We start from the raw sequence: 22,440 nt of genomic DNA on the forward strand, positions 1-22,440 counted from the left end.
GCGGCACTAGCTCACGTGGTGCACGTCCTGCAAGCCGTACACCGGCGTGGGGATGCCTTCGTAGCGGGCCTTGAGTTGCAGGGCGAGGAAGAGCGAGTAGTGCCGTGATTGGTGCAGGTTGCCGCCGTGGAACCACAAATTCTCCTGCTGGGTCGGCTTCCACAGATTGCGCAACTCGCCTTCCCACGGTCCCGGGTCTTGCGAGGTGCCCGAGCCGAGGCCCCACACCTTGCCGACTTTGTCGGCCACGTCCTGCCCGATGAGATCGGCCACAAAGCTATTCATCGATCTGAAGCCGGTGGCGTAGACAACGAGGTCGGCGGGCAGTTCCGTGCCGTCGTCCAGAATGACCGACTGCTCGGTCAGTCGTTCGACCCCGCCGTGGCATAGCTTGATGCTGCCGTCGCAAATCAGGTCGGACGCACCGACATCGATGTAGAAGCCGCCGCCGCGGCGCAGGTACTTCATGAATTGGCCGGAGTCGTCGTCGCCGAAGTCCAGGCGGAAGCCGGCCCTTTCCAAACGATCGTATAAATCCTTGTCCCGCAGCCGCATTGCGTCCGATATCGGCCGCTGGAAGTCCGCGATAATTCGGTACGGCAGCGATGCGACCGTCAGGTCAGCCTTCTCGGTCGTGATACCGGCGGCCGCCGCTTGTTCCGAGTAAAGTCCACCGAGCCCGATTTCCAGAACTGCGTCTGACGTGACGACGAGGGTGGACGCGCGCTGCACCATGGTGACGTCGGAGCCGTTCTCGTACAAGGCTTTACAGATGTCGTGCGCCGAGGTGCCGGAGCCGATCACCACGGCGCGTTTGCCCGCGAAGCGGTCCGGGCCGGGGTGCTGGCTCGAATGATGCTGATCTCCGCGGAAGACGTTCTGGCCGGGAAGCTCTGGCACGTTTGGCTTGCCGGCCATTCCTGTCGCCAGCACCAGGTGGGTGGGCCGCAGGGTGTGCCGTTCGCCGTCGCGGTCAACCTCTACCGTCCACTGCTTTGCCTGGTCGTCGAATGACGCCGACAGGCACGTCGCCGAGGTCCAGTACGGGATCTCCATGACGCGGGTGTAGAACTCCAGCCAGTCGGCGATTTTGTCCTTCGGCGAAAACACCGGCCAGTTCGGGGGGAACGGCAGATACGGAAAGTGGTCGTACCACACCGGATCATGAAGGCACAGCGTCTTGTACCGTTTGCGCCAATGGTCGCCCGGACGGGCGTGCTTGTCGACGACGATGGCGGGGATCCCGAGCTGGCGCAGCCGAGCACCCAACGCGATGCCGCCCTGCCCGCCACCGACGACCACCACGTAGGGCTGCTGCGAATAGCCCAGCGACGCCTCCTGTTCCGCACGCTTCTGCGCCCACGACCGGCCGTCGTGGTCGGGGCCGTGTACGGCGCCGCGCAAGCGACGAGAACCCACCGGCTCCTCGTGGCCCTTGAGCTCGTCGAGCGCGGTCAGCAGGGTCCATCCGAGATCGCCCTTGAGCCGCAGATGCCCGGTACCCCGGCCGACGGCGGTCTCGAATTCGATGAACGCCGAAGTCACGCCGTCGCCGTCGTCGGCTGGCGTTTCCCGAATGCGGAAACCCATCGGGTCGGTGTCGGCGAGCCGCGCGCGCAACATGTCGGCGATGCCGTCGCGGCCTTCCACGGTCTTGATGTTCCAGGTGAACGTCACCAGATCACGCCAGATGCTGTCCGGGACGAACTTCGCCACCACGCGGTCGACGTCGCGGGCCGCGCACGCGGACTCGAATTCGTCCAGCCAGGCCTGAACACGGGCCTCTGGTGATTGCGCGACGGCCGCCGCATCCAACTGCCGGGTCATGTGCAGCACGCTACTCGCGGGACCACCTGCCGTCGGCAATTGGCGCTCACGGTTCCGGAGCACTAATTTCCCTGGGGTGATGTTCTCAGCTGCTGGTGCCGTCGCGCGGTGGATCGCTCCCCTCCTGACAATTGCTGCCGTTGCCGCCACGAGTCCTCTTGTCGGTCCCGCCCCGACGATGCGCTTGGTCGACGAAGCCAACCCGTTGGCCGGCATGCCCTTCTACGTCAACCCGACCTCGGCGGCTATGCGCGCCGCGCAGCATGCCAATCCGCCGAGTCCCGAGCTGACCGCCGTCGCCAACACGCCGCAGGCGTACTGGATCGTGCCGGGCGCTTCGGCAGGCACGGTCGGGAAGTACACCGGCGACGCGCAAGCCGCCGGCGCCATCCCGGTGCTGACGATTTACGGTATCCCCCACCGCGACTGTGGCAGCTTCGCTGCGGGTGGGATGGCGACGGGCGACGACTACCGCGCGTGGATCGATGGCATCGCATCCGGGGTGGGCGGTTCGAAGGTGGCGATCATCGTCGAACCCGATGCGCTCGCCATGGCCGACTGTCTATCTGCCGATCAGCGCCAAGAACGCTTCGACTTGATTCGCTACGCCGTCAATACCTTGACGCGTAATCCGGCCGCGGCGGTGTACATCGACGCTGGTCACTTGCGTTGGCACAGCGCGGAGGACATGGCCGGCAGGCTCAAGAGCGCCGGCGTCGATCATGCGAGGGGTTTCAGCCTCAATACGGCGAACTTCTTCACCACCGAGGATGAAATCGGTTACGGCGAGGCCATTTCGGGGCTCACGAACGGTTCGCACTACGTGATCGACACATCGCGCAACGGCGCCGGACCTGCGCCCGACTCCGCGCTCAATTGGTGCAACCCCGGCGGCCGGGCACTGGGCACTCCGCCGACCGCGTCTACCGGGGGCGCACACGCCGACGCCTACCTGTGGATCAAACGTCCAGGTGAATCCGACGGGTCCTGTGGCAAAGGTGATCCGCCGGCGGGCACCTTCGTGGATCAGTTCGCTATCCAGCTCGCGCGCAAGGCGAGCTAGTAGGACGCTCGGCGCTCCTGGCGCTGACTCTGCGCTGACGGTGCCGCTAACTCGCATTTTTGCGCCGCAGACCCACAGTCAACAGCCGGAAGTGGAGTCCTGAACAGGGCTTTGTGTGACATCCTGTGCGGGTGGCCACGGGGGTTGCCCCGACCGGGGTGGTGACCTTTTTGTTCACCGACGTGGAGGGCTCGACCCGTCGGTGGGAAGCCGACGCCGATGCCATGCGCGCCGCGCTAACGCCCACGATCAGGTATTGCGTACCGCGATCGAAACCCACGGCGGCTGGCTGTTCAAGCACACCGGTGACGGGGTGTGCGCGGCGTTCGCCTCGCCCAGGTCAGCGGTGGATGCGGCGGTGGCCGCGCAGCGGGCACTGGACTTGCCGGTGCGGATGGGCATCGCCACCGGCGAAGCCGAACTGCGCGACGGCGACTACTTCGGCACGGTGCTCAACCGTGCGGCGCGGGTGATGGCCGCCGGCCACGGCGGTCAGATTCTGGTGGCCGACTCGACGGCGGGTCTGCTCAGCGGCATCGAGCTGATCAACCTCGGACCGCGCCGACTGCGGGACCTGGCGAACCCGATCGCGATCTTTCAACTCACCGGGCCGGGCTTGCGGACGGAATTCCCGCCGTTACGGACGATCGATTCCAGTCACGGGAATCTGCGACCGTCGGCCACGAGGCTCATCGGTCGCGACGACGAAGTCGGAGACGTCGCATCGGCGCTGCGATCGCACCGGCTGGTCACGTTGGCGGGAGTAGGCGGCGTCGGTAAGACGCGATTGGCGCTCGAGGTTGCGACCGTGCTGGCTGACGAATTTCCTGACGGAGTCTGGGTTTTAGAACTGGCTTCGGTGGCCGATCCGACGGCGGTTCCCGATGCCGTGGCCGCGGTACTGGGGGTCATGCAACAGGCCGGCATGACGATGGGTGAGTCGATCGCGGCCGCATTGGAGGGCAGGGTCCGCCTCCTGGTGTTCGACAACTGCGAGCACGTCGTTGACGCCGCGGCGGATCTGATCGACCTCATCCTCGCGTGGTCCGCCACGGTGAAGATCTTGTCCACCAGCCGTGAGGGACTGGGACTCCCCGACGAGCGGTTATGGCGAGTTCCCTCACTAGAAGTCGTCGCGGCCATCGAGGTGTTCGCGGATCGAGCGGTGAAGGCATTATCAGCCGACGAATCCACAGCGGTGGAGGAGATCTGCCGCCGACTGGATGGCATCCCACTGGCGATCGAGCTGGCCGCCTCGCGAATGGAGTCGATGACCGCGACCGAGATGCGCGACCGCCTCGACCATCGATTCCAGCTGCTCGTCCGCTCGAGGCGTGGGCTCGAACGTCACCAGACGCTACGCCAGGCGGTGTCCTGGTCGTATGACCTCCTGGCAGAACCGGAAAAGGCGCTGCTGGAACGGTGTTCGGTGTTCGCCGGTGGCTTCGACGTCCAAGGTGCTTGTGCCATATCCGGATCCGAGCATGCGGACGAGTTCGCGATCCTCGATCTGCTGGACTCGCTGGTGCGCAAGTCCTTGCTCGTCGCGGATCGATCGACGGGTAAGACCCGGTTTTCGATGCTGGAGACCATCCGCCAGTTCGCCGAGGAGAAACTCGTCGAACGTGGAAAAGCGGCCGAAGCGAGTTCGGCCCACGCACAGTATTTCGCGGACCGCGAGACCGACATCCTCGCGTTGTCGGACAGCCCCCGCCAGCGGGAGGCATATGACTGGTTCGCCACCGAACTCGCCAATCTGCGCACCGCATTTCGGTGGGCCGCCGACCGCGGTGACCTCGACGTTGCCGCGTCCATCACGACGTACGCCTGGCTTCTCGGTTTCTTCGGCGTCCAGAACCTCGAGCCGGTTTCGTGGGCAGAAGAGCTGATCGAACCCGCGCGGATGATTGGGCACCCCCGGCTGGCGAGCCTGTATGTAGCCGCATCGCTGTGCTGGATAACCGGTCGGGTCGATCAAGCGCTCGCGTACATCGACAGCGGTCAGACCGTCTTGGCGAGCAGCCCGCAAGCGCCGCCATACGGCTTGGAAGGCGGGCTTGGCGGAGCATATATGGCCGTCGGGCAACCTGAGCGGTGGGCGGAGCTGTGCCGCACTCAGCTCGAGCGCCGAGGCGACAACCACATTGGCATTCGTACCTGCCGCGTCTTTGCATTGGCTTTCGCCGGCTTACTCGAGGAGGCGAGAGCAGCCGCCGACGGACTGATCGAAGCGACTGCTGCCGGCGATAACCCGTATATGCATACGTTCGCGATCGCCGCCCATGCATACTGTCTGAGTTCAGCGGGTTCCGAACGCGACCTCGCGCTTTGCCGGCAGGGGTTGGCGCTCGCTCAAGACAGCGGCAATCGGTATATCGAAGCGATTCTCGCGACAGCTTTAGCTCGACTCGATTCCCAGCCGGTAGTTACCGTAGCGGCGCTCGACCATATGAGGCTAGTTATTCAAAGTTGGCACGACTCTGGGAATTTCGGGAATTTGGTCGGCCCCCTCGCGACCCTCGGTGCGTTACTGGATCGCCTTGGGCGGTTCGAAGCCGCCGCGACGATAGCGGGCTTTGCATGCGACCCCGTATCGCTGGCGTCGGTCCCCGAATTGGCCCCCACCATCACGCATCTCCGCGAGGCGCTCGGCGATCAGGCCTACGAATCGTTCGCCCGCAATGGCGAGGCAATGACCACCGCCGCCATCGTCGCCTACGCCTATGACCAAATCGACCAAGCGCACGCGCAGCTGGAAGCGGTCTCGAGTGAGGAAGGACAAGTGTCCGAAAAGTGGAGCTAAGGGGACTCGAACCCCTGACCCCCACACTGCCAGTGTGGTGCGCTACCAGCTGCGCCATAGCCCCGAGAAGTTGTGCCCATCGAAGCTACACCACTGTCAGGAAGCGTTCAAAGTCGCAGATGAGCGACACCGTGCTAGCGCATGTGCTGGCACATTCGAAGCTCGGACATACCGTCCCCCGCAGGGACTGATGTGACTGTTGTGGCGAACCAGCCGGTCCCTATCCGATGACCTGGTCGACGACCTGCTGCGCAGACTTCTGCACCTCGGCCAGATGCTCCGGGCCGTCGAACGACTCGGCGTAGATCTTGTACACGTCCTCGGTGCCCGACGGCCGGGCGGCAAACCACGCGTTGGCCGTCGTCACCTTGAGACCGCCCAGCGGCGCACCGTTGCCGGGCGCCGTTGTCAGCTTCGCAGTAATCGGCTCCCCCGCCAGCTCGGTGGCGCTCACCTGGTCGGCCGACAGCTTGGCCAGCCGCGCCTTCTGCTCGCGGTCCGCGGGCGCATTGACCCGCGCGTACCACGGTGTCCCGTACTCCCCGGCCAACGCCTGATACCGCTGGGACGGCGTCTCGCCGGTGACGGCCAGGATCTCGGCGGCCAGCAGCGCCATGATGATGCCGTCCTTATCGGTGGTCCACACCGAACCGTCGCGCCGCAGAAACGACGCCCCCGCCGACTCCTCGCCCCCGAAGCCGATGGTGCCGCCGATCAGGCCGTCGACGAACCACTTGAACCCGACCGGGACCTCGACCAACCGCCGGCCGATGCCGGCCACCACCCGGTCGATGATCGAGGAACTGACCACGGTCTTGCCCACCGCGATGCCCGCCGGCCAGGACGGCCGGTGCGTATACAGATAGTCGATGGCCACCGCCAGATAGTGATTGGGATTCACCAGGCCCCCGTCGGGGGTGACGATCCCGTGGCGGTCGGCGTCGGCGTCGTTACCAGTGGCGATCTGATAGTGCTGTCGGTTGGCGATCAGCGAGGCCATTGCATCCGGCGAGCTGCAATCCATCCGGATCTTCCCGTCGCTGTCCAGCGTCATGAACCGAAACGTCGCGTCCACCAGTGGGTTGACGACGGTCAGATCAAGATCGTGCCGCTCGGCGATCGCACCCCAGTAATCCACGCTGGCCCCACCCAGCGGGTCGGCGCCGATCCGAACGCCGGCTTCGCGGATCACGGCGATATCAACGACGTTAGGCAGGTCGTCGACGTATTTTTCGAGGTAGTCGTAACGGCGGGCGGCCTCTAGGGCGCGGGCAAATGGCACGCGCTTTACCGCAGACCTGTCATGCAGAATTGCGTTGGCGCGCTTGGCAATTGCGTCGGTCACGTCGGTGTCCGCCGGACCGCCGTTGGGTGGGTTGTACTTGAAACCGCCGTCCGCAGGCGGGTTGTGCGACGGGGTCACGACGATCCCGTCGGCCAGCGCGTCGGTGCGGCCACGGTTGTAGGTGAGGATGGCGTGGCTGATCGCCGGCGTCGGCGTGTAGCGGTCTCTCGAGTCGACCATGACCGCGACGTCGTTTGCGGCGAGCACCTCGAGCGCCGTCACCCATGCCGGCTCCGAAAGGCCGTGTGTGTCACGGCCAATGAACAACGGCCCGGTGATGCCGTGGGCGGTGCGATGCTCGACGATGGCCTGCGTGATGGCCAGGATATGGGCTTCGTTGAACGCTCCGATCAAAGCCGAGCCGCGATGGCCCGAGGTCCCGAACGCCACCTGCTGGGCGACGTCGTCGGGATCGGGTTCGATCGCGTAGTACGCAGTCACTAGATGGGGCAGATCAACGAGATCCTCGGGCTGGGCCGGCTGACCGGCACGCGGGTTGGCCACCATGACTAACCATTCTGCCCGTGCGCCAATCGTGCGTCCCGCTACGCTGCGAAGCGCACCACCGGCACATCGGAGGGATTCGATCTGTGGCAAACCACGACTATCGGGAATTGTCCGCGATTTTCGCCGGCGGAGCGTTGGGTGCGCTGGCCCGAGGGGCGCTCGCCACACTGACGGTCTCGGACCCGGCGCGCTGGCCGTGGCCGACATTCACCGTCAACATCGCCGGCGCCGTCCTGGTCGGTTATTTCACCACCCGACTACTGGAGCGATTGCCATTGTCCAGCTATCGCCGGCCCCTCCTGGGCACCGGCTTGTGCGGTGGGCTGACCACCTTTTCCACGATGCAGGTCGAGACACTCAGGATGATCCAGCACCACCATTGGGTCCTGGCCGCGAGCTACACGATCGTCAGCATCGTGGTGGGATTGCTTGCCGTGCATCTGGCCACAGCGTTGACCCGCCGGGTGCGGATCCGCTCATGACGGCCTTGCTGTGGACCGGTGTCATGGCCATCGGCGGGTTCGGTTCGGTGGCACGCTTCCTGGTGGACCGGGCCGTCGCACGCCGGATGGCCCGGACCTTTCCATTCGGCACGCTCACTGTGAACATCAGCGGCGCCGCGCTGCTGGGATTCCTGGGCGGCCTGGCACTCGGTCGGGATGCCGCCCTGCTGGCGGGCACCGCATTCGTCGGCGCGTACACCACGTTCTCCACCTGGATGCTGGAAACCCAGCGGCTTGCCGAGGAGCGCCAAGTGCGGCCGGCACTCGCCAATATCATCGTCAGCGTCATCCTCGGGCTGGGCGCGGCGCTACTCGGACAATGGATGGCGGAGCAGCTGTGAGCCAGCCGTGTTTGAAGTTGACGACCTACTTCGGCGAGCGGCAACGAGCGGTCGGCGGGGGCCGCGGCTTCCTGGCCGACGCGATGCTGGACCTTTTCGGCGCCAGCGAGGTCGCGACCAGCGTAATGCTGCGTGGCATAGCGAGTTTCGGCGCAAAGCATGAACTGCGCAGTGACGTATCACTGAGCCTGTCCGAAGATCCGGCGGTGGCAGTAACTGCCGTCGACGTCGAGTCGAAGATCCGTTCTCTGGTCGGCGACGTGACCGCACTGACCGGCAATGGCCTGGTAACGGTGGAACGCGCGCGGCTCGTCACCCGGTTAAGCCCGCGCGGCCTGGACGAATACAACGACAGGCGGGAGGGCGAAGGGGCCAAACTCACCGTGTACGTGGGGCGCCAGGAGCGGATCGACGGGAAACCGGCTTACCACGCAATATGCGCCCTGCTGCATCGCCACGGATTCGCCGGAGCCGTAGCACTTCTCGGCGTCGACGGCACCGCGCACGGCGAGCGTTGCCGGGCCCGCTTCTTCGGTCGCAACGCCAATGTTCCGCTGATGATCATCGGTGTCGGGTCGACTACTCAGGTTAGTTCTGCCGCAATGGAACTCGCCACCATTGTGCCCAACCCGCTGCTGACCGTCGAACGAGTGCGGATGTGCAAGCGGGACGGCGAACTTTTCGCGCGCCCACAGGAATTGCCGCCGACCGATGACCAGGGACGCCCCCTGTGGCAGAAGCTGATGGTGTACACCACCGAAGCAACGCGGCACGACGGGCTGCCGATCCATCGGGCCATCGTCCAGCAACTGCTGCGATCAGGGGCGGCCCGGGGTGCGACGGTCCTGCGCGGCATGTGGGGATTCCACGGAAACCATAAACCCCACGGCGACAAACTATTTCAAATGGCACGAACCGTGCCGGTGACGACGATCGTCATCGACACGCCGGAGAACATCGCGCGCAGTTTCGACGTCGTCGACAAGCTCACGACCCGTCACGGCCTGGTAACCAGCGAGATGGTCCCAGCCGCGGTTTCACTCGACGGAACAGGGCACTCCGGCGATACCGCGCTGGCCCAGTACGACTACTAGTAGGGCGAGCAGACGCAAAATCCCCCGAATGATCGGCGTTTCGGGCGATTTTGCGTCTGCTCGCCACTGAGCCCAAGTCCATCACCGACCTTTCAGGACCTTTGCGAGGACGGCCGCGTGGCTGCCGTCCAGGTCGCGGACGGCGGTGACCAGCGTGACGACGCCCCGCTTGGTCAGCTTTCGCAATTCGTCCAAAGCGGGATTGTCGGTCAGCTCGGCTTCGTAGCGTGAGGCGAACTCGTCGAACCGTTCGGGTCGATGGTCGTACCACTCGCGAAGCTCTTTCGACGGCGCGACGTCTTTGAGCCAGATACCCACCCGCGGATCGTCTTTGCGTATGCCACGCGGCCAAATGCGGTCGACGAGGACGCGCTGACCGTCGTCGGGATCGACATCCTGGTAGATCCGGGCTATTCGGATCCGACGCTTGGCTGCCACAGGATAACGATAGTCACTCAGCGGGACGCCTGAACACATGTTTGGCCCGCACGCGGTCGAGCCTGACGCTTCGCGGGCGTTTAGGCTCGCCGCCGCGCGGCGAACCATCGCAAAAATACCCACAGCCCGGGGCGCTGGACGCTAACCTCTAAAGGCCTCAGGAAGGTGGCGAAATGAGGATCAGGACGCTCAGCGTAAACACAGTAATGTTTGTCGGCATTTCGATCGTTCTCGCAGCCCCGGCGCAGGCAAACTATTTCGAGGGCAAATACGACGTCGCCTCATCTGACCACACCGTGTCAACATGGTGGGTGACTCCGTGCGGTTCAGGATGCGTCCATATCGCCTCATCAACCGGGTTCATCAACCAGGACGCCCACTTGCAGAATGGCAAGTGGGTCTGGAACAGCAGGAATCCGAGAGGCATAAAGTGCGCCGACGGAACGGCGCTGCCAGCGAACGAGTCGTATTCTTTAGACGCGATCACGTTGAATGGGACGATCCACGGTGTCAGCGTCGGACCCGCATGTGGACTCCCGTCGGTGGAAGCTGACCAGACCATCAGCCTGCTCCAAATCGCTGCCACTCCCTGACACACGCACGGGTCCAGGACCGACATTTCGAAGTCCGAACCGGCACCGCAATCGCCCGGCACGCCGCCTAGCCAGAACTGCGGCCGGTGGTGAGGTTTTCGACGTCGACAATCTCACCGCGGTTGATGCTGACCCAATCGCGCCCGTCGAGGTAAGGACGCAAATGCTTTCCGATGAGCTCAGCGTCGGCCTGCGATTTCGGCCGCTGAAGTTCGTAGACGTGCGGCAGCTCGGCCATGCCGGTGACGACGTCCCACAGTCTCAGGGCGGCCGGGCCGGTTGGCGGGTCAACCAGCACCGGACCGAACAGGCATTGGCCCGACATGAACAGCGTCGGGACACCGTAGCCACCCGCGTCGACCACGCGCTGGTGCTCCGCACGAATCTCGTCGTGGGTGGTCGGATCGCCCAGCGCCGCATCGACAATCGCCTCGTCGATGCCGATGTCGCTCAGCAGCCGCCGCGCCACCATAGGGTCGTGCGGTTTGCCCCCCAGCGTGTGCAATTCATGTCCGATTGCGGCATACCACTTGTCCAGCAACGACATATCGGTCCGGCGCAGCAGAGCCCCGATCCGCATCAAAGACCAGCCGTACGACCACGCTCTCTCCCAAGGATGCTTCTTGCCTTCGACGCGGTTGATCTCCTCGAGGCTGAAGAACCGCCAGTTGACGGTGATGCCGAGTTGCTCGCGGACATCGCGGATCCACAACGACGTTTGATACGCGAACGGGCACATCGGGTCGAAGTGGAAGTCGACTGCCAAGTCAGAGTCCGCCGAAGTGTTCATCGTGCCTCCTGACTCAGTAGTGATAGGTGTCGCTCGGGGCGGGGCTGTGCACCCGTTCGTCGTCGAAGTCGGACACTTCGATGCCGTAGGCACGGGCCAGGTCAAGGATCTTGGTGGCCCGAGCGATGCGCGGCAGGTCGGACCCGTTGCGAATCTCTCGTCCATCGCGTTCGAATTCGGCGAAAAACTCTTTGGCCCAAGAGATTTCGTCTTGTGAAGGTGACAGTCCCTCGTTCACCACCGAGCATTGGTCGGGGGTAAGGCAGATCTTGCCGGTCATCCCGAATTCCGTGGAGACCGCCGTGGCTTCAATGAGCTTCAATGCGTTGGAACCGATGGTCGGTCCATCGATCGCGCTTGGCAGGTTGGCCGCTTTCGCAGCGATGGTGAACCGTGATCGCGCATAGGCCAGCGTGGCTGGCTCTTCCCCGAACCCGGTGTCTCGGCGGAAATCGCCGATGCCGAATGCCAGGCGAAAGGTGCCTTTGGCCGCGGCGATCTCGGTAATGCGCTCCAGCCCTCTAGCCGTTTCGACCAGCGCCACGATCGGCACGTTGGGCAACCGCAAGGCGGTCTCGGTGACATGGTCCACCGATTCGACCATCGCAAGCATCACCCCGCCGACCGAGCTACCGGCCAGTGCGGCGAGATCGTCCGCCCACCATGCGGTACCGAAGCCGTTGATCCGAACCCAGTCTGCATTTCCGGCGCCAAGCCACTGCACGACGTTCCTCCGTGCCGCAACCTTGTCTTTGGGTGCCACCGCATCCTCGATATCCAGGACGACGATGTCGGCGGGAGATTGCGTCGCCGGCTCGAACCGGTCCGCATGCGCGCCGTTGACCAGTAACCAACTCCGGGCCAGCACCGGATCGATTCGTGAACCAACGCTCGTGGGATCCACCGCTTGGCTGTTGACGTGTTCATACATTGACTGAGCCGCCGTCTTTCTTTTGTTCCGTCGATGTCGGGTTCGTGTTCGATAAACCGTAGCCGCATCGCTACTGCATGACGACATTGTTGCGGACACCACTACTCGGCCCGGTAAGGGCCGGACGGATCTGCGGCGTATCCGTTTCATTCTTCCCGTGGCGGGTAGCCCATCGCTTGTGACGCGGGAGCCTTTCGCGTCCGAAGGGACTCGAGGACCCTGGTCCCCAATCTGGATCAACGATTCATCCGATCAGACTTTTCTGAGGAGTAACCATGCGTAAGTTCATTGCGGCCATTTCTGCCACCGGGGCGCTGGTGTTCGGCGGGGCAGGCGTAGCCAACGCCACCGTTGAGAGTGCGCCCGCGCCGTCGTCAACCACAACGACGTTGGCGGACAACAACAACAACGAACAACACAGCGACAAAACTGGCCTGTGGGGCCTGCTCGGGCTTCTGGGCCTGGGCGGACTCGCGGGTCTGAAACGCCGCAAAGACACTGATGTCGGCACCGGCGTAACTCCCGCCACAAATCCCCGGCGCGGCGTCTAGCCGCACACGTCTGCTCCAGCGGGTCCCCGTCAGAGTGCTCAACGCTCTGACGGGGGCTTTCGGCACGCATCGCGTCGTGCAACTCGAACAGCAACGGGCAGCGTCGGTCTTAAATCGTTTAGCAGTCGGTTTGCCGGGTATGTATGGCGCAAGCGGCGCACAGCCCAGCCCGCATCCCCAAATCACCGGAGGTACCGCCGTGGCCGAGATGATCATCGAATCGCCCGACGAAGTCGTCGCGTTTCTCAAAGCGCAGCACAATCTCATCGAGGACATGTTCGACGAGGTGCTGCACGCCTCCGACCCCGAAGCACGAGAGAAGCCATTCATAGAGTTGCGCCAATTGCTGGCTGTGCACGAGACGGCCGAGGAAATGGTGGTGCATCCGCGGGTGCGCCGCGAGATCGATGGTGGCGACGCGATCGTCGACGCTCGGCTTGAAGAAGAGCACGGCGCCAAGGAGCAACTGTCGAAAATCGAGAAGATCGACATCACGTCACAGGAATTCATCGACGAGCTCTCCAAGCTGCGCGAGGCGGTGCTCGAGCACGCCGAGCATGAGGAAAACGACGAATTCCCTTACCTAGAGCGAACACTCGACAGCGACGAACTCAGGCGGATGGGAACGGCCGTGCGAGCGGCCGAGGCCATCTCGCCGACTCGCCCGCACCCCGGTGTGGAATCGGCGAAGTTGAATTTCGCTGTCGGACCTTTCGCGTCGATGCTCGACCGCGCCCGCGACCTGATCAAACAGGCCATCGGCTAGCCGGCAGGGCACTCACTTCCCGGGAGGACCCATGACCAATGTGGACCCGCCAAACGACATCGAAGCAGAGACCGGCCAGCCGGCAGCCGAGAACAGTGGTGACGACCACAGCGTGGTAGCGCCGCCCGCATACCCCGCCTACTCCACCCCGCCCCCTAAGGGGCTGCACACGGCCGAGGACGGCTAGTCCAGCGCCTCGACCCGTAGTCTGGTTCACGTGAGCGTCAGTTCGGATATCGCAGTCACCTTGGACGATCGCTTTGCCCGTGAACTGCCCGAATTGGCCATCCGCTGGCAGGCCGAGACAACTCCCCAATCGCGGCTGCTCGCGCTCAACGAGGCGTTGACCACACAACTCGGCCTGGATGCTACCTGGCTGCGGAGCTCCGATGGACTGCGCTTCCTGGTGGGCAACCTGGTCCCGAGCGGTGCCGTTCCGGTGGCGCAGGCCTATGCCGGGCACCAGTTCGGCGGCTGGGTCCCGCGGTTGGGTGATGGCCGCGCATTGCTGCTGGGTGAGCTCGTCGGCGCCGACGAACGGCTGGTGGACATCCATCTCAAGGGTTCCGGACCCACGCCCTTTGCTCGCGGCGGGGACGGCCTCGCCGCGGTGGGACCGATGCTGCGCGAATACATCGTCAGCGAGGCGATGCACGCCTTGGGGGTTCCGACTACTCGGTCCTTGGCCGTCGTCGCTACCGGACGCCCGGTACAACGAGAGACAGAGCTGCCCGGCGCCGTGCTTGTCCGCGTCGCCAGCAGTCATCTGCGGGTTGGCAGCTTCCAATACGCCGCGTCGACCGGCGACGTCGAGCTGGTGCGGCGCCTAGCCGACCATGCGATCGCCCGTCACTATCCCAGCGCGGCCCAGGCCGAGAACCCGTACCTTGCGCTATTCCAGGCCGTGGTTGCCGTCCAGGCGTCGCTGGTGGCTCGGTGGATGCTGATCGGGTTCGTCCATGGCGTCATGAACACCGACAACATGACGATCTCCGGTGAAACCATCGACTACGGGCCATGCGCATTCATGGAGGCCTACGATCCGGAAACGGTCTTCAGTTCGATCGATTCCTGGGGGCGTTACGCCTACGGCAATCAGCCGGTGATTGCCCAGTGGAATCTCGCGCGGTTCGCCGAGACGCTTCTTCCGTTGTTATCCGACAACAGCGAGCAGGCGATCGCCATGGCAGAGCAGGCCTTTGGGGTGTTCGCCGCCCAGTATGACGCTGTGTGGTGGTCTGGTATGCGCGCCAAACTCGGATTGTCCGCTGGCGTTTCGGTGAGCGTCGTGTCGCCGTTGGTGGACGAGTTGCTCGGCCTGCTAAGGGAGAGCCACATCGACTACACCTCGTTCTTCCGCCACCTCGGGCAGGCGGCGCGAGGCGATGCCGAAACCGCGCGGGGAATGTTCATCAATCTCGCCGGCTTCGACCATTGGATGTCACGCTGGCGAGTGCTGCATCCGGATGCCGAACTGATGGATCGCACCAACCCGATCTACATTCCGCGCAACCATCTCGTCGAGGAGGCTCTGACGGCGGCGACGGCCGGCGATGTCGATCCGCTCGAGCGGTTACTCGATGCAGTCACCGCTCCGTTCGTGGAGCGAAGAGGCCTCGAGCGCTACGCCAGTCCTGCGCCGGAGGATTTCGGCGCGTACCGGACCTTCTGCGGCACCTAAGGCTGGCGGGGACTATCCCAGTTGGGCTAGGTCGGCGGCAAATTCATCCAGACGCCGCAGCGTCTGGTCGCGAGGCTCGGTCGGCAAGTCCAACAGGACTCGCTCCACACCCAGATCTTGATATCCCGCAACGGTTTTCGCTGTCTGATCCTCACCCCACTGGCACACCGTGACGGGCACGTCGTCGCCGGCGACGGCGCGCAGCTCGTCGAGCGCGACGGCCAGAAGTTCCGGCAACGGAGTGATCGCGATCCACCCCGCACCCAGCCGGGCGATCCGCTTGAAGCTTGGCGGGCCGCCACCCACATAGATCGGCGGAAACGGCTTCGTCACCGGCTTCGGCCAGCAGTAGATCGGGTCGAAATCGACGAATTCGCCGTGGAATTCGGCCTCCTCCTGCGTCCAGATCGCGATCATCGCGTCCAGCCGCTCATCGGTCAGTCGCCCCCGTACCGCGGGATCGACACCGTGGTTGGCGATCTCTTCGCGCAGCCAGCCCACCCCGACGCCGAAACGAAATCGCCCCTGCGACACCAGGTCCAGCGACGCGACCTCCTTGGCGGTCACGATCGGGTCGCGCTGCGGAACCAGGGCGATACCGGTACCCACCACCAGGTTCTCGGCGGCCACCGCGGCCGCCGTCAGCGCCACGAAAGGGTCCAGCGGCCGGAAGTACTTCCGCGGGATCGGGCCACCGCTGGGATACGGCGTCTTCCGGTCGACCGGGATGTGCGTGTGCTCGGCGACGAACAGTGACTCGAATCCGCGCTCCTGCAGCGCCACGGCCAGCTCGACCGGACCAATGCCCTCGTCGGTGAGAAACGTCAGAACACCGAAACGCATGCTCGCACCTCCCTGCTAATGACCCGACGGCACAGAGTTGGTCGCTGGAAACCGCCGCAGGCGACATACGACGCTTCCGGCACAGACTGAGCGTACCGATGCCGGCGCGACGATTCCCGGCCGTTGGCTCAGCGGGCGGCGACGAGGGTCGGATTCGGCGTCGCCGCCAACTTGTTGGCCTTGCGAATCCCCTTGTCCAGCAACGAGGCCGGGGCGAACTTGCGCAGCAGCGTCAGCCGGCGGGCCATAGGTCCCGCTGGATACCGCAACTTCGGCGTGCGGCTTGTCGCCGCCTTCAGCACGACCTGTGCGACCACCGCGGGATCGTCACCGGCGCGCACCGCCTCGGTGAGGACCCGCCGAACCTGTTCGCGCGTCGTCGCGTAGCTGTCTATCGGCGAATCGGCCTCGGTCGCATTGGCCTCGAAAGACGTGTTGGTGTACGCGGGCTCGACGACTGAGACCCGTACGCCGAATTCGCGGGTTTCGTGGTCAAGGGATTCGGAGTACCCCTCGACCGCGTGCTTCGTGGCCGCGTACAGCGCGCCGTACGGCGCCGGCAAGATCCCCAGCACCGAACCGATGTTGATGATGCGCCCGCTGCGCTGGGTGCGCAGGTAAGGAAGCACCTCACGGGTCAGCCGCACCAGCCCGAAGAAGTTGGTATCGAAGAGCTGCTGCGCCTGCGCGACCGAACTTTCCTCCGCGGCGCCGATCACCCCGATACCGGCGTTGTTGACCAGAATGTCGATGCGGCCCGCGCGCTGGACCACCGTCGATACGGCCGCGGTGACCGACGCGGCGTCGGTGACATCGAGCCGGACCAATTCCACCCCGGGGACGGGTTCGGTGCTGCCCGGGTTGCGGCTGGTGCCGAAGACCTCAAAACCCTTCGCCGCGAACACCTTCGCCACGGCACGGCCGATTCCTGATGAGACGCCGGTAACCAATACCACGGGCGATCGGTGATTCATTTCCACTCCTAGTAAACCGAACGGTGTACCTCTGTGCCAGCGACGGTACACGACTTGACTCTCGTTGTAAACCGTTCGGTATACTTCGGCCATGGCGCAGCGCACGAAGAGCAGGAGCGGCCGTGGCGCGCGCCAGCGCATCCTGGCCGCCGCTGCCGAGTTGTTCTATCGGGAAGGCATCAACGCCACCGGCGTCGAACGACTGGCAACCGAATCGTCGGTGTCAAAAAGGACGCTCTACCAACACTTTCCGAGCAAGGCGGCCGTGGTCGAGGCGTACCTGCGCAACATCGAGCCGCGCGTCGCGAATCCCCTCGCGCCGCCGGCCGCCGACCTAACGCCACGCGAGCAACTCCTGGCCCTCTTCCAGGCTCCCGCCGGACGCGGAGCACCACTGCGCGGCTGCCCCTTCCACAACGCGGCCGTGGAGGCCGCGGGATCTATGCCGGCTGTTCAAGAGATCGTCCGTGCCAACAAGCACAAATTTATCGACGCGGTTACCGAGGTGGCCACGCAGGCGGGCGCCCCCGACCCGCGACTATTGGCCAACCAGCTCGCCGTGCTCTACGAGGGCGCAGCTTCGTTAGCCACGTCGTTGAACGATGCGTCGGCGTGGGACCAGGCTCGCACGGCGGCCGAGACGCTGATAGACGCAGCGCTTGCCTAGCGCTGAGCGGCGATAGGCAAGACCGGAGTCGGCTTCGCGTGGGACAGTTCCTGTGTGGCGGAAAGCGTCGCTGTCATCGGAGCCGGGCCAGGCGGGCTGGTCGCGGCGCGTTGGCTGGTGGCGCAGGGCTTTGAGCCGACGATCTTCGAGCAGGCCCCGATGCTGGGTGGGCAGTGGACCGGGCTGGGCGGCCACAGCGGGGTCTGGCCGGCCATGCACACCAACAGCAGCCGCATCTTGACGGCGTTCAGCGACCTCGAGCACCACAGCGACCTGGCTTACCCCTCCAACCGCCAGGTCCTCCGCTACTTGCATCGCTACGCCGCGACGTTCGGCCTCATACCGCGCATTCGGCTCGGCACCCGGGTGGAGCTCCTCCGGAGAAGCCAGCACGGATGGCTGCTCGAGCATTCCGGCACCGACGAGAGATTCGGACGAGTTGTGTTGGCTACCGGGAGGTTTCATGCCCCAGTCATCCCGAACGTTCCAGGACTCGATACCTTCGCCGGCTCACTGGGTGTTACCTCCACCTACCAGTACCGAGGGCCCGAGCCGTACCTCGGGAAGCGTGTTCTGGTGGCCGGCTGCGCGGTGAGCGCCCTCGAGATCGCCGGAGAAATCGCCCGGCTCGGCGCGGCACGCGTCGTGGTGACCCAACGGCGACAGCGATACGTCTTACCCAAGTTCGCGGGCAGCGTTCCCTCCGATCATCGGATCTTCACCCGATACGGTGTCCTGGCTGAGGAATCGCTGCCCAGGCAAGAGGTCGACCGTCAGCTGAAGGAGTTGGTGGTCGAAGCCGGAGGAAGCCCCGACGACTACGGCGCGCCGACGCCGCACCCGTCGTTCTTCACCGCCGGCGTCACCCTCAACCAGGGGTACCTTCCCCTGGTGGCAGAGCGCCGAATCACGGTGCGCTCGTGGATGACTCGCATTGCAAACTCAGAAGTGACTTTTGCCGACGGACAAACGGATGAGTTCGACGGAATCGTGCTCGGCACCGGGTTCGACCTGCATATGCCCTACCTGGACGACGAACTCCGGGTCATGCTCGATGTCGACGCGGTGCACCTGGACGCCGACCGCTACACCTTCCATCCCGGCCTGCCCGGTCTGGCCATCATGGGCATGTGGGACCAATCGGGCGGATATTTTGTGCCACTGGAACTTCAAGCCAGATGGATCGCATACACGTGGAGCGGCACCGTCCCGGCGTCCAACGAAACCGACCAGCGGTTGTCGATAGAGACGTATCGTTCGCAGCGGGGAACGCCGCAGAAAACCCGGATGAACCTGGTCGCCGTGATGTTCGCTCGGGCCGCTGGCGTCGAACCACAACTGGACAACTGGCCGCATTTGCACCGCGCTCTACTGTTCGGCCCCTTGGCGCCGAGTTGTTTTCGGCTGGAGGGCCCGGATGCGCTGCCCGATGCGCCGGAACGGTTCGCGCGCGACGCCGCCGCGTTCGGTGCGATCACATCGAACGAGCTGACCGAGCAGGAACGCCGCTATTGGTCGCGGCTGGCGACCACCTGATCGGCCCGCGTGGTTCGTCGCGCTGCTCCCCAGAGCCCGACGCCGATGCCGAGTACGGCGCCGCCAAGCCCGATGAGGTGTGAACGTTTCAGCTCGTCGCGCACACTCATACCGCCAAGCAGATCGGACGCGTCGGCGCCTGCGGACGCCAAGAACCAGCCGCGGGTGTTCTTGCCGCGCAGCCCCGACGCCAAGAGCAGCCCACCGATCAAGGCGTCGCGGTAGCCCATCGACCGCAGCAGCAGTCGCGCCGTCGGCGACGGCTGGTCCGGGTCGCCCCAGAGCCGGTTGGCGCGCAGGGGGTCGACGAGGAACTGGACGCCCGAGGCGAGACGGATGCTGCCCGCTATCACTGCGGCACGGTCTATCGACATGGCGGCAGCGTATCGCTCCCGTCACCTGTCCCGGCAGCCATCCGCGATCTGCAGCGAAGCCGGCCAGAGTGCCGTCGTCAACAGGAACGCCCCCAGATCGGCTCCTACCGGCGATATCTGTTCCAGCCGGCGTTGCATCTGCTGAGTCTGCACCGGATGCACAACCGTCCAGGCCGCGCCCAGACACAGGTACGGAATCGCGAGCCACACCGCCAGTTCGAGCAGGGCCCCGACGCTGATCTGGTAGTTCACCACACGCTGAAGCCGGGCCCTCGTGCCTTGGACCATGTGTTGACGCTACGTCACCATGAGAGGGTAGGTCCTCATGCAGATCCCGTTCGCCGACGCGTTGCGCAGCCGCTTGCGGCAGCGCGGCCCCGAACTCGAGCACATCGAGGAAGCCGAGGACGAGGCGTCCGACACCGACGCATCCCTGGAAACCGTCGACTTGCCGGATGCCGAGCCGGCTCTGTTGCTGCAACGGATGGAAAACCGGCTCGTCCGGCTGCACCTGTCCACGCCGGACGTGTTGAGCGGCGAGGAGCTGCGCAAGCTGCGCTACATCCTCAATTTCGTCAGACTCGACGACTTCGAGCCTGGGGCTGCGGGCCCGGGCGGCAGTCGTGGACGCGGGGACATCGCCGTCGGTGCTGAAGTGGCGCCCTGGCGGTCCCGGGTCAGCGACACGCTGTACGGACCGCTGCGCGAGGAGCGGGACCCCGTCACGGCGCTAAAAGCGGCACGAGACGCGCTCGCGTTCTTGGCTGCCGACCAGGACGACCAGCGGCAGGTGCTCATCGAGCGCCATGGAAACGACTTCTCGCCCGCGGAGCTGGACGCCGAGGTCGGTTACAAAAAGCTCGTCACGGTCCTCGGTGGCGGCGGCGGTGCGGGGTTTGTCTACATCGGCGGAATGCAGCGGCTGCTGGAGGCCTGCCGGGTGCCCGATTACATGATCGGCTCGTCGTTCGGGTCGATCATGGGCAGCCTGGTGGCGCGGACGCTGCCGGTGCCGATCGAGGAGTACGTCGACTGGGCGAAGTCGGTGTCCTACCGCGCGATCCTCGGGCCCGAGCGGATGCGCCGCCGCCACGGTCTGGCCGGCCTGTTCGCGCTGCGCTTCGACCAGTTCGCCCGCGCCCTGCTCAGCCGTGAGGACGGCGAGCTGATGCGAATGTCGGAGCTGGCGATCCCCTTCGACGTCGTCGTTGCCGGCGTGCGCAAGCAGCCCTATCGGGCGCTGCCGTCGAAGTTTCGGCATCCCGAGTTGGCGGCGCTGCAGGGACGTTCGCTTCCCTTCATCCCGATCGGCATCGGGCCGCGGGTGGGTGCCCGCATGTGGCAGGTCTCGGCCTTCATCGACGTGCGAGTGGTCAAGCCGATAGTCATCAGCGGCGACGACCCGGCCCGCGACCTGAATGTCATTGACGCGGCATCGTTTTCGTCGGCCATCCCCGGCGTGCTGCACCACGAGACCAGCGACCCCGACATGATCCCGATCCTCGACGAGCTGTGCGAAGAAAAAGAGGTCGCGGCTCTGGTCGACGGCGGCGCGGCGAGCAACGTGCCGATCGAGCTGGCGTGGAAACGAGTGCGCGACGGCAAGCTCGGCACCCGCAACGCGTGCTATCTGGCCTTCGACTGCTTCCAGCCGCAATGGGACTCACGGCACTTGTGGCTGGCGCCGATCCTGCAGGCGATCCAGTTGCAGATGCTGCGCAACGCGCCCTACGCCGACCATCTGGTGCGGTTTGCGCCGACGTTGTCTCCGATCAACCTGGCACCCTCGGTCGCGGCTATCGACCGCGCATGCACGTGGGGACGCAATAGCGTCGAAAAAGCGATTCCGGTGACGTCGGCGCTGCTGGAGCCGACGTGGTGGGAAGGCGACGCTGCACCCGTTCCCGGTGAGCCCTCGACACACGCGAAGTCGGTGGCATCGTCGATGAGCTCGGTGATGGCTGCGATCCACTTGCCGACCGGACGCTTCGCACGGTGGCGCAACCGTTACCTGACTTGACGCAGATACAGCGGGTTTGGGGTTCGGGTAGCTACCATGGCCCTCATGGCCAAGCGCCCCCGGCGGCCGTCCGACCCTACCGTCGCCGCCCCACTAGACGGCGGCCAGACCGTTGCCGCCCCCCTCGGCGGCGGTCAAACCACCGCGATGCCGAATACCCGGCCCACCGACAAGGTTGAGCTGGCGTGGTCGAGCGGCGACGACTTCGGCAAGGACGACTTGGGTGACGACTTCCAGGAAGAACCCCAGGAGGCGGCTACCGGCCAGTCATGGTCCGCGACTCTGCGTATCGCGGGTCTGCTGGTCGCCGCCGGGTTGGTGCTGGCCGGGGCAATTGTGTTGGGGCGTTGGCTGTTAGCCCCAGGGAGCTCTCCTACCAAAGCCGCGCCCTCGTCGGCTCCGACCACACTTACATCCGCCGAGCCGGCGAATTCTGCGACGGCCGGCCCGACGCCGACGTCAATCACCTCGAATCCGGATCAAGACAAGAGATACATCCAATCCCTCAACAACAAGGGCATCACTTTCAGCAATCCCGAGACCGCTATCGCCAACGGCAAGATGGTCTGCAACGACCTCAGCCGCGGCGTGACCAGACAGGCCGAGGCCGACGCGTTCCGGCAGAGTAATCCCGACCTCGCCAGCAAGGCCGACGACTACATCGACGTCTCGATCCAGGCGTACTGCCCGCAACGCCGCTGAACAAGCATTGACAAATTTGCCGATTGGCAGCAATAGTGATTCAGCGTTAAATGAAAATGTTGTTTTCAGATAGTACGCACCCTGAGGAGCC

General features: G+C 64.8%; 22 protein-coding genes and 1 tRNA gene. 13 read left to right on the forward strand and 10 right to left on the reverse strand.

The window, feature by feature from the left end; genetic code table 11:
* Positions 1 to 6: 6 nt before the first annotated feature.
* Entirely contained in the window at positions 7 to 1,827 is a 1,821-nt protein-coding gene (locus A5791_RS19260; RefSeq protein ID WP_067240535.1) for an NAD(P)/FAD-dependent oxidoreductase, read from the reverse strand.
* A 76-nt stretch (positions 1,828 to 1,903) separates the two neighbouring features.
* On the opposite strand from A5791_RS19260, the gene A5791_RS19265 reads away from it, so the two are divergent.
* Positions 1,904 to 2,890: a glycoside hydrolase family 6 protein gene (locus A5791_RS19265; RefSeq protein WP_067240222.1), complete on the forward strand. Its 987-nt coding sequence runs from the start codon at positions 1,904 to 1,906 to the stop codon at positions 2,888 to 2,890.
* Positions 2,891 to 3,146: 256 nt separating this feature from the next.
* Entirely contained in the window at positions 3,147 to 5,693 is a 2,547-nt protein-coding gene (locus A5791_RS19270) for an NB-ARC domain-containing protein (RefSeq protein WP_369828103.1), read from the forward strand.
* Here the strand turns inward: A5791_RS19270 and A5791_RS19275 are convergent.
* A tRNA-Ala gene (locus tag A5791_RS19275) sits at positions 5,685 to 5,757 on the reverse strand. The two genes, A5791_RS19270 and A5791_RS19275, sit on opposite strands and share 9 nt — an antisense overlap.
* A gap of 156 nt (positions 5,758 to 5,913) precedes the next feature.
* On the reverse strand, positions 5,914 to 7,545 hold the full coding sequence (pgm, locus tag A5791_RS19280) for a phosphoglucomutase (alpha-D-glucose-1,6-bisphosphate-dependent) (protein ID WP_067240225.1): 1,632 nt from the start codon (positions 7,543 to 7,545) through the stop codon (positions 5,914 to 5,916).
* Between the two features lie 83 nt (positions 7,546 to 7,628).
* On the opposite strand from pgm, the gene crcB (A5791_RS19285) reads away from it, so the two are divergent.
* The 3 genes from crcB (A5791_RS19285) to A5791_RS19295 are packed head-to-tail and all read left to right on the forward strand — an operon-like array spanning position 7,629 to position 9,483.
* Complete coding sequence (gene crcB, locus A5791_RS19285; protein ID WP_067240231.1) at positions 7,629 to 8,027, forward strand: fluoride efflux transporter CrcB; 399 nt, start codon at positions 7,629 to 7,631, stop codon at positions 8,025 to 8,027.
* Positions 8,024 to 8,389 (forward strand): fluoride efflux transporter CrcB, encoded by a 366-nt coding sequence (gene crcB / locus A5791_RS19290; protein ID WP_067240235.1) that lies wholly within the window; start codon positions 8,024 to 8,026, stop codon positions 8,387 to 8,389. Before crcB (A5791_RS19285) ends, crcB (A5791_RS19290) begins: the two co-directional genes overlap by 4 nt.
* The gene (locus A5791_RS19295; RefSeq protein ID WP_067240236.1) at positions 8,386 to 9,483 is read left to right on the forward strand and encodes a DUF190 domain-containing protein; all 1,098 of its coding nucleotides are present in this window, start codon (positions 8,386 to 8,388) and stop codon (positions 9,481 to 9,483) included. The genes crcB (A5791_RS19290) and A5791_RS19295 overlap by 4 nt, the downstream gene beginning before the upstream one ends.
* 81 nt (positions 9,484 to 9,564) lie before the next feature.
* On the opposite strand, the gene A5791_RS19300 is transcribed toward A5791_RS19295, so the two are convergent.
* From A5791_RS19300 to A5791_RS19315, 3 genes are all read right to left on the reverse strand, one after another.
* Positions 9,565 to 9,921: a DUF488 domain-containing protein gene (locus tag A5791_RS19300; protein WP_067240239.1), complete on the reverse strand. Its 357-nt coding sequence runs from the start codon at positions 9,919 to 9,921 to the stop codon at positions 9,565 to 9,567.
* A 660-nt stretch (positions 9,922 to 10,581) separates the two neighbouring features.
* Positions 10,582 to 11,304, reverse strand: coding sequence for a DsbA family protein (locus tag A5791_RS19310; protein ID WP_067240242.1), 723 nt, complete (start codon positions 11,302 to 11,304; stop codon positions 10,582 to 10,584).
* 13 nt (positions 11,305 to 11,317) lie between these two features.
* Positions 11,318 to 12,235 carry a CoA ester lyase gene (locus tag A5791_RS19315; RefSeq protein ID WP_067240244.1) on the reverse strand — a complete coding sequence of 306 codons (918 nt, stop codon included), beginning with the start codon at positions 12,233 to 12,235 and terminating at the stop codon, positions 11,318 to 11,320.
* Positions 12,236 to 12,510: 275 nt separating this feature from the next.
* Between A5791_RS19315 and A5791_RS19320 the strand changes: the two genes are divergently transcribed.
* The 4 genes from A5791_RS19320 (at position 12,511) to A5791_RS19330 (ending at position 15,233) form a co-directional block, all read left to right on the forward strand.
* Positions 12,511 to 12,786: a WGxxGxxG family protein gene (locus A5791_RS19320; protein WP_067240247.1), complete on the forward strand. Its 276-nt coding sequence runs from the start codon at positions 12,511 to 12,513 to the stop codon at positions 12,784 to 12,786.
* Between the two features lie 199 nt (positions 12,787 to 12,985).
* Complete coding sequence (locus A5791_RS19325) at positions 12,986 to 13,552, forward strand: hemerythrin domain-containing protein (protein ID WP_067240538.1); 567 nt, start codon at positions 12,986 to 12,988, stop codon at positions 13,550 to 13,552.
* A gap of 31 nt (positions 13,553 to 13,583) precedes the next feature.
* Positions 13,584 to 13,739: a hypothetical protein gene (locus tag A5791_RS26575; RefSeq protein WP_156661512.1), complete on the forward strand. Its 156-nt coding sequence runs from the start codon at positions 13,584 to 13,586 to the stop codon at positions 13,737 to 13,739.
* 30 nt (positions 13,740 to 13,769) lie between these two features.
* On the forward strand, positions 13,770 to 15,233 hold the full coding sequence (locus A5791_RS19330) for a YdiU family protein (protein WP_067240249.1): 1,464 nt from the start codon (positions 13,770 to 13,772) through the stop codon (positions 15,231 to 15,233).
* 12 nt (positions 15,234 to 15,245) lie between these two features.
* Here the strand turns inward: A5791_RS19330 and A5791_RS19335 are convergent, their stop codons facing one another.
* Both A5791_RS19335 and A5791_RS19340 read right to left on the reverse strand, forming a co-directional pair.
* Positions 15,246 to 16,076, reverse strand: coding sequence for an LLM class F420-dependent oxidoreductase (locus tag A5791_RS19335; protein ID WP_067240250.1), 831 nt, complete (start codon positions 16,074 to 16,076; stop codon positions 15,246 to 15,248).
* Positions 16,077 to 16,204: 128 nt separating this feature from the next.
* Positions 16,205 to 17,050: an oxidoreductase gene (locus A5791_RS19340; protein ID WP_067240252.1), complete on the reverse strand. Its 846-nt coding sequence runs from the start codon at positions 17,048 to 17,050 to the stop codon at positions 16,205 to 16,207.
* Positions 17,051 to 17,141: 91 nt separating this feature from the next.
* Between A5791_RS19340 and A5791_RS19345 the strand changes: the two genes are divergently transcribed.
* Complete coding sequence (locus A5791_RS19345; RefSeq protein ID WP_067240255.1) at positions 17,142 to 17,717, forward strand: TetR/AcrR family transcriptional regulator; 576 nt, start codon at positions 17,142 to 17,144, stop codon at positions 17,715 to 17,717.
* A 54-nt stretch (positions 17,718 to 17,771) separates the two neighbouring features.
* Positions 17,772 to 19,253, forward strand: coding sequence for an NAD(P)/FAD-dependent oxidoreductase (locus A5791_RS19350; RefSeq protein WP_067240257.1), 1,482 nt, complete (start codon positions 17,772 to 17,774; stop codon positions 19,251 to 19,253).
* Here A5791_RS19350 and A5791_RS19355 read toward each other — a convergent pair.
* Together A5791_RS19355 and A5791_RS19360 are read right to left on the reverse strand one after the other, a co-directional pair.
* On the reverse strand, positions 19,226 to 19,627 hold the full coding sequence (locus A5791_RS19355) for a DUF4267 domain-containing protein (RefSeq protein WP_067240258.1): 402 nt from the start codon (positions 19,625 to 19,627) through the stop codon (positions 19,226 to 19,228). The genes A5791_RS19350 and A5791_RS19355 overlap by 28 nt on opposite strands.
* A gap of 21 nt (positions 19,628 to 19,648) precedes the next feature.
* Positions 19,649 to 19,915, reverse strand: coding sequence for a hypothetical protein (locus A5791_RS19360; RefSeq protein ID WP_067240260.1), 267 nt, complete (start codon positions 19,913 to 19,915; stop codon positions 19,649 to 19,651).
* 37 nt (positions 19,916 to 19,952) lie between these two features.
* Here A5791_RS19360 and A5791_RS19365 point away from each other — a divergent pair, with 37 nt between their 5' ends.
* Positions 19,953 to 21,647 (forward strand): patatin-like phospholipase family protein, encoded by a 1,695-nt coding sequence (locus tag A5791_RS19365; RefSeq protein ID WP_067240262.1) that lies wholly within the window; start codon positions 19,953 to 19,955, stop codon positions 21,645 to 21,647.
* A 45-nt stretch (positions 21,648 to 21,692) separates the two neighbouring features.
* Positions 21,693 to 22,349, forward strand: coding sequence for a DUF732 domain-containing protein (locus A5791_RS19370; protein ID WP_197504731.1), 657 nt, complete (start codon positions 21,693 to 21,695; stop codon positions 22,347 to 22,349).
* Positions 22,350 to 22,440: the final 91 nt, after the last annotated feature.

It is taken from the genome of Mycobacterium sp. 852002-51163_SCH5372311 (assembly GCF_001667115.1).
GTDB lineage: Bacteria > Actinomycetota > Actinomycetes > Mycobacteriales > Mycobacteriaceae > Mycobacterium.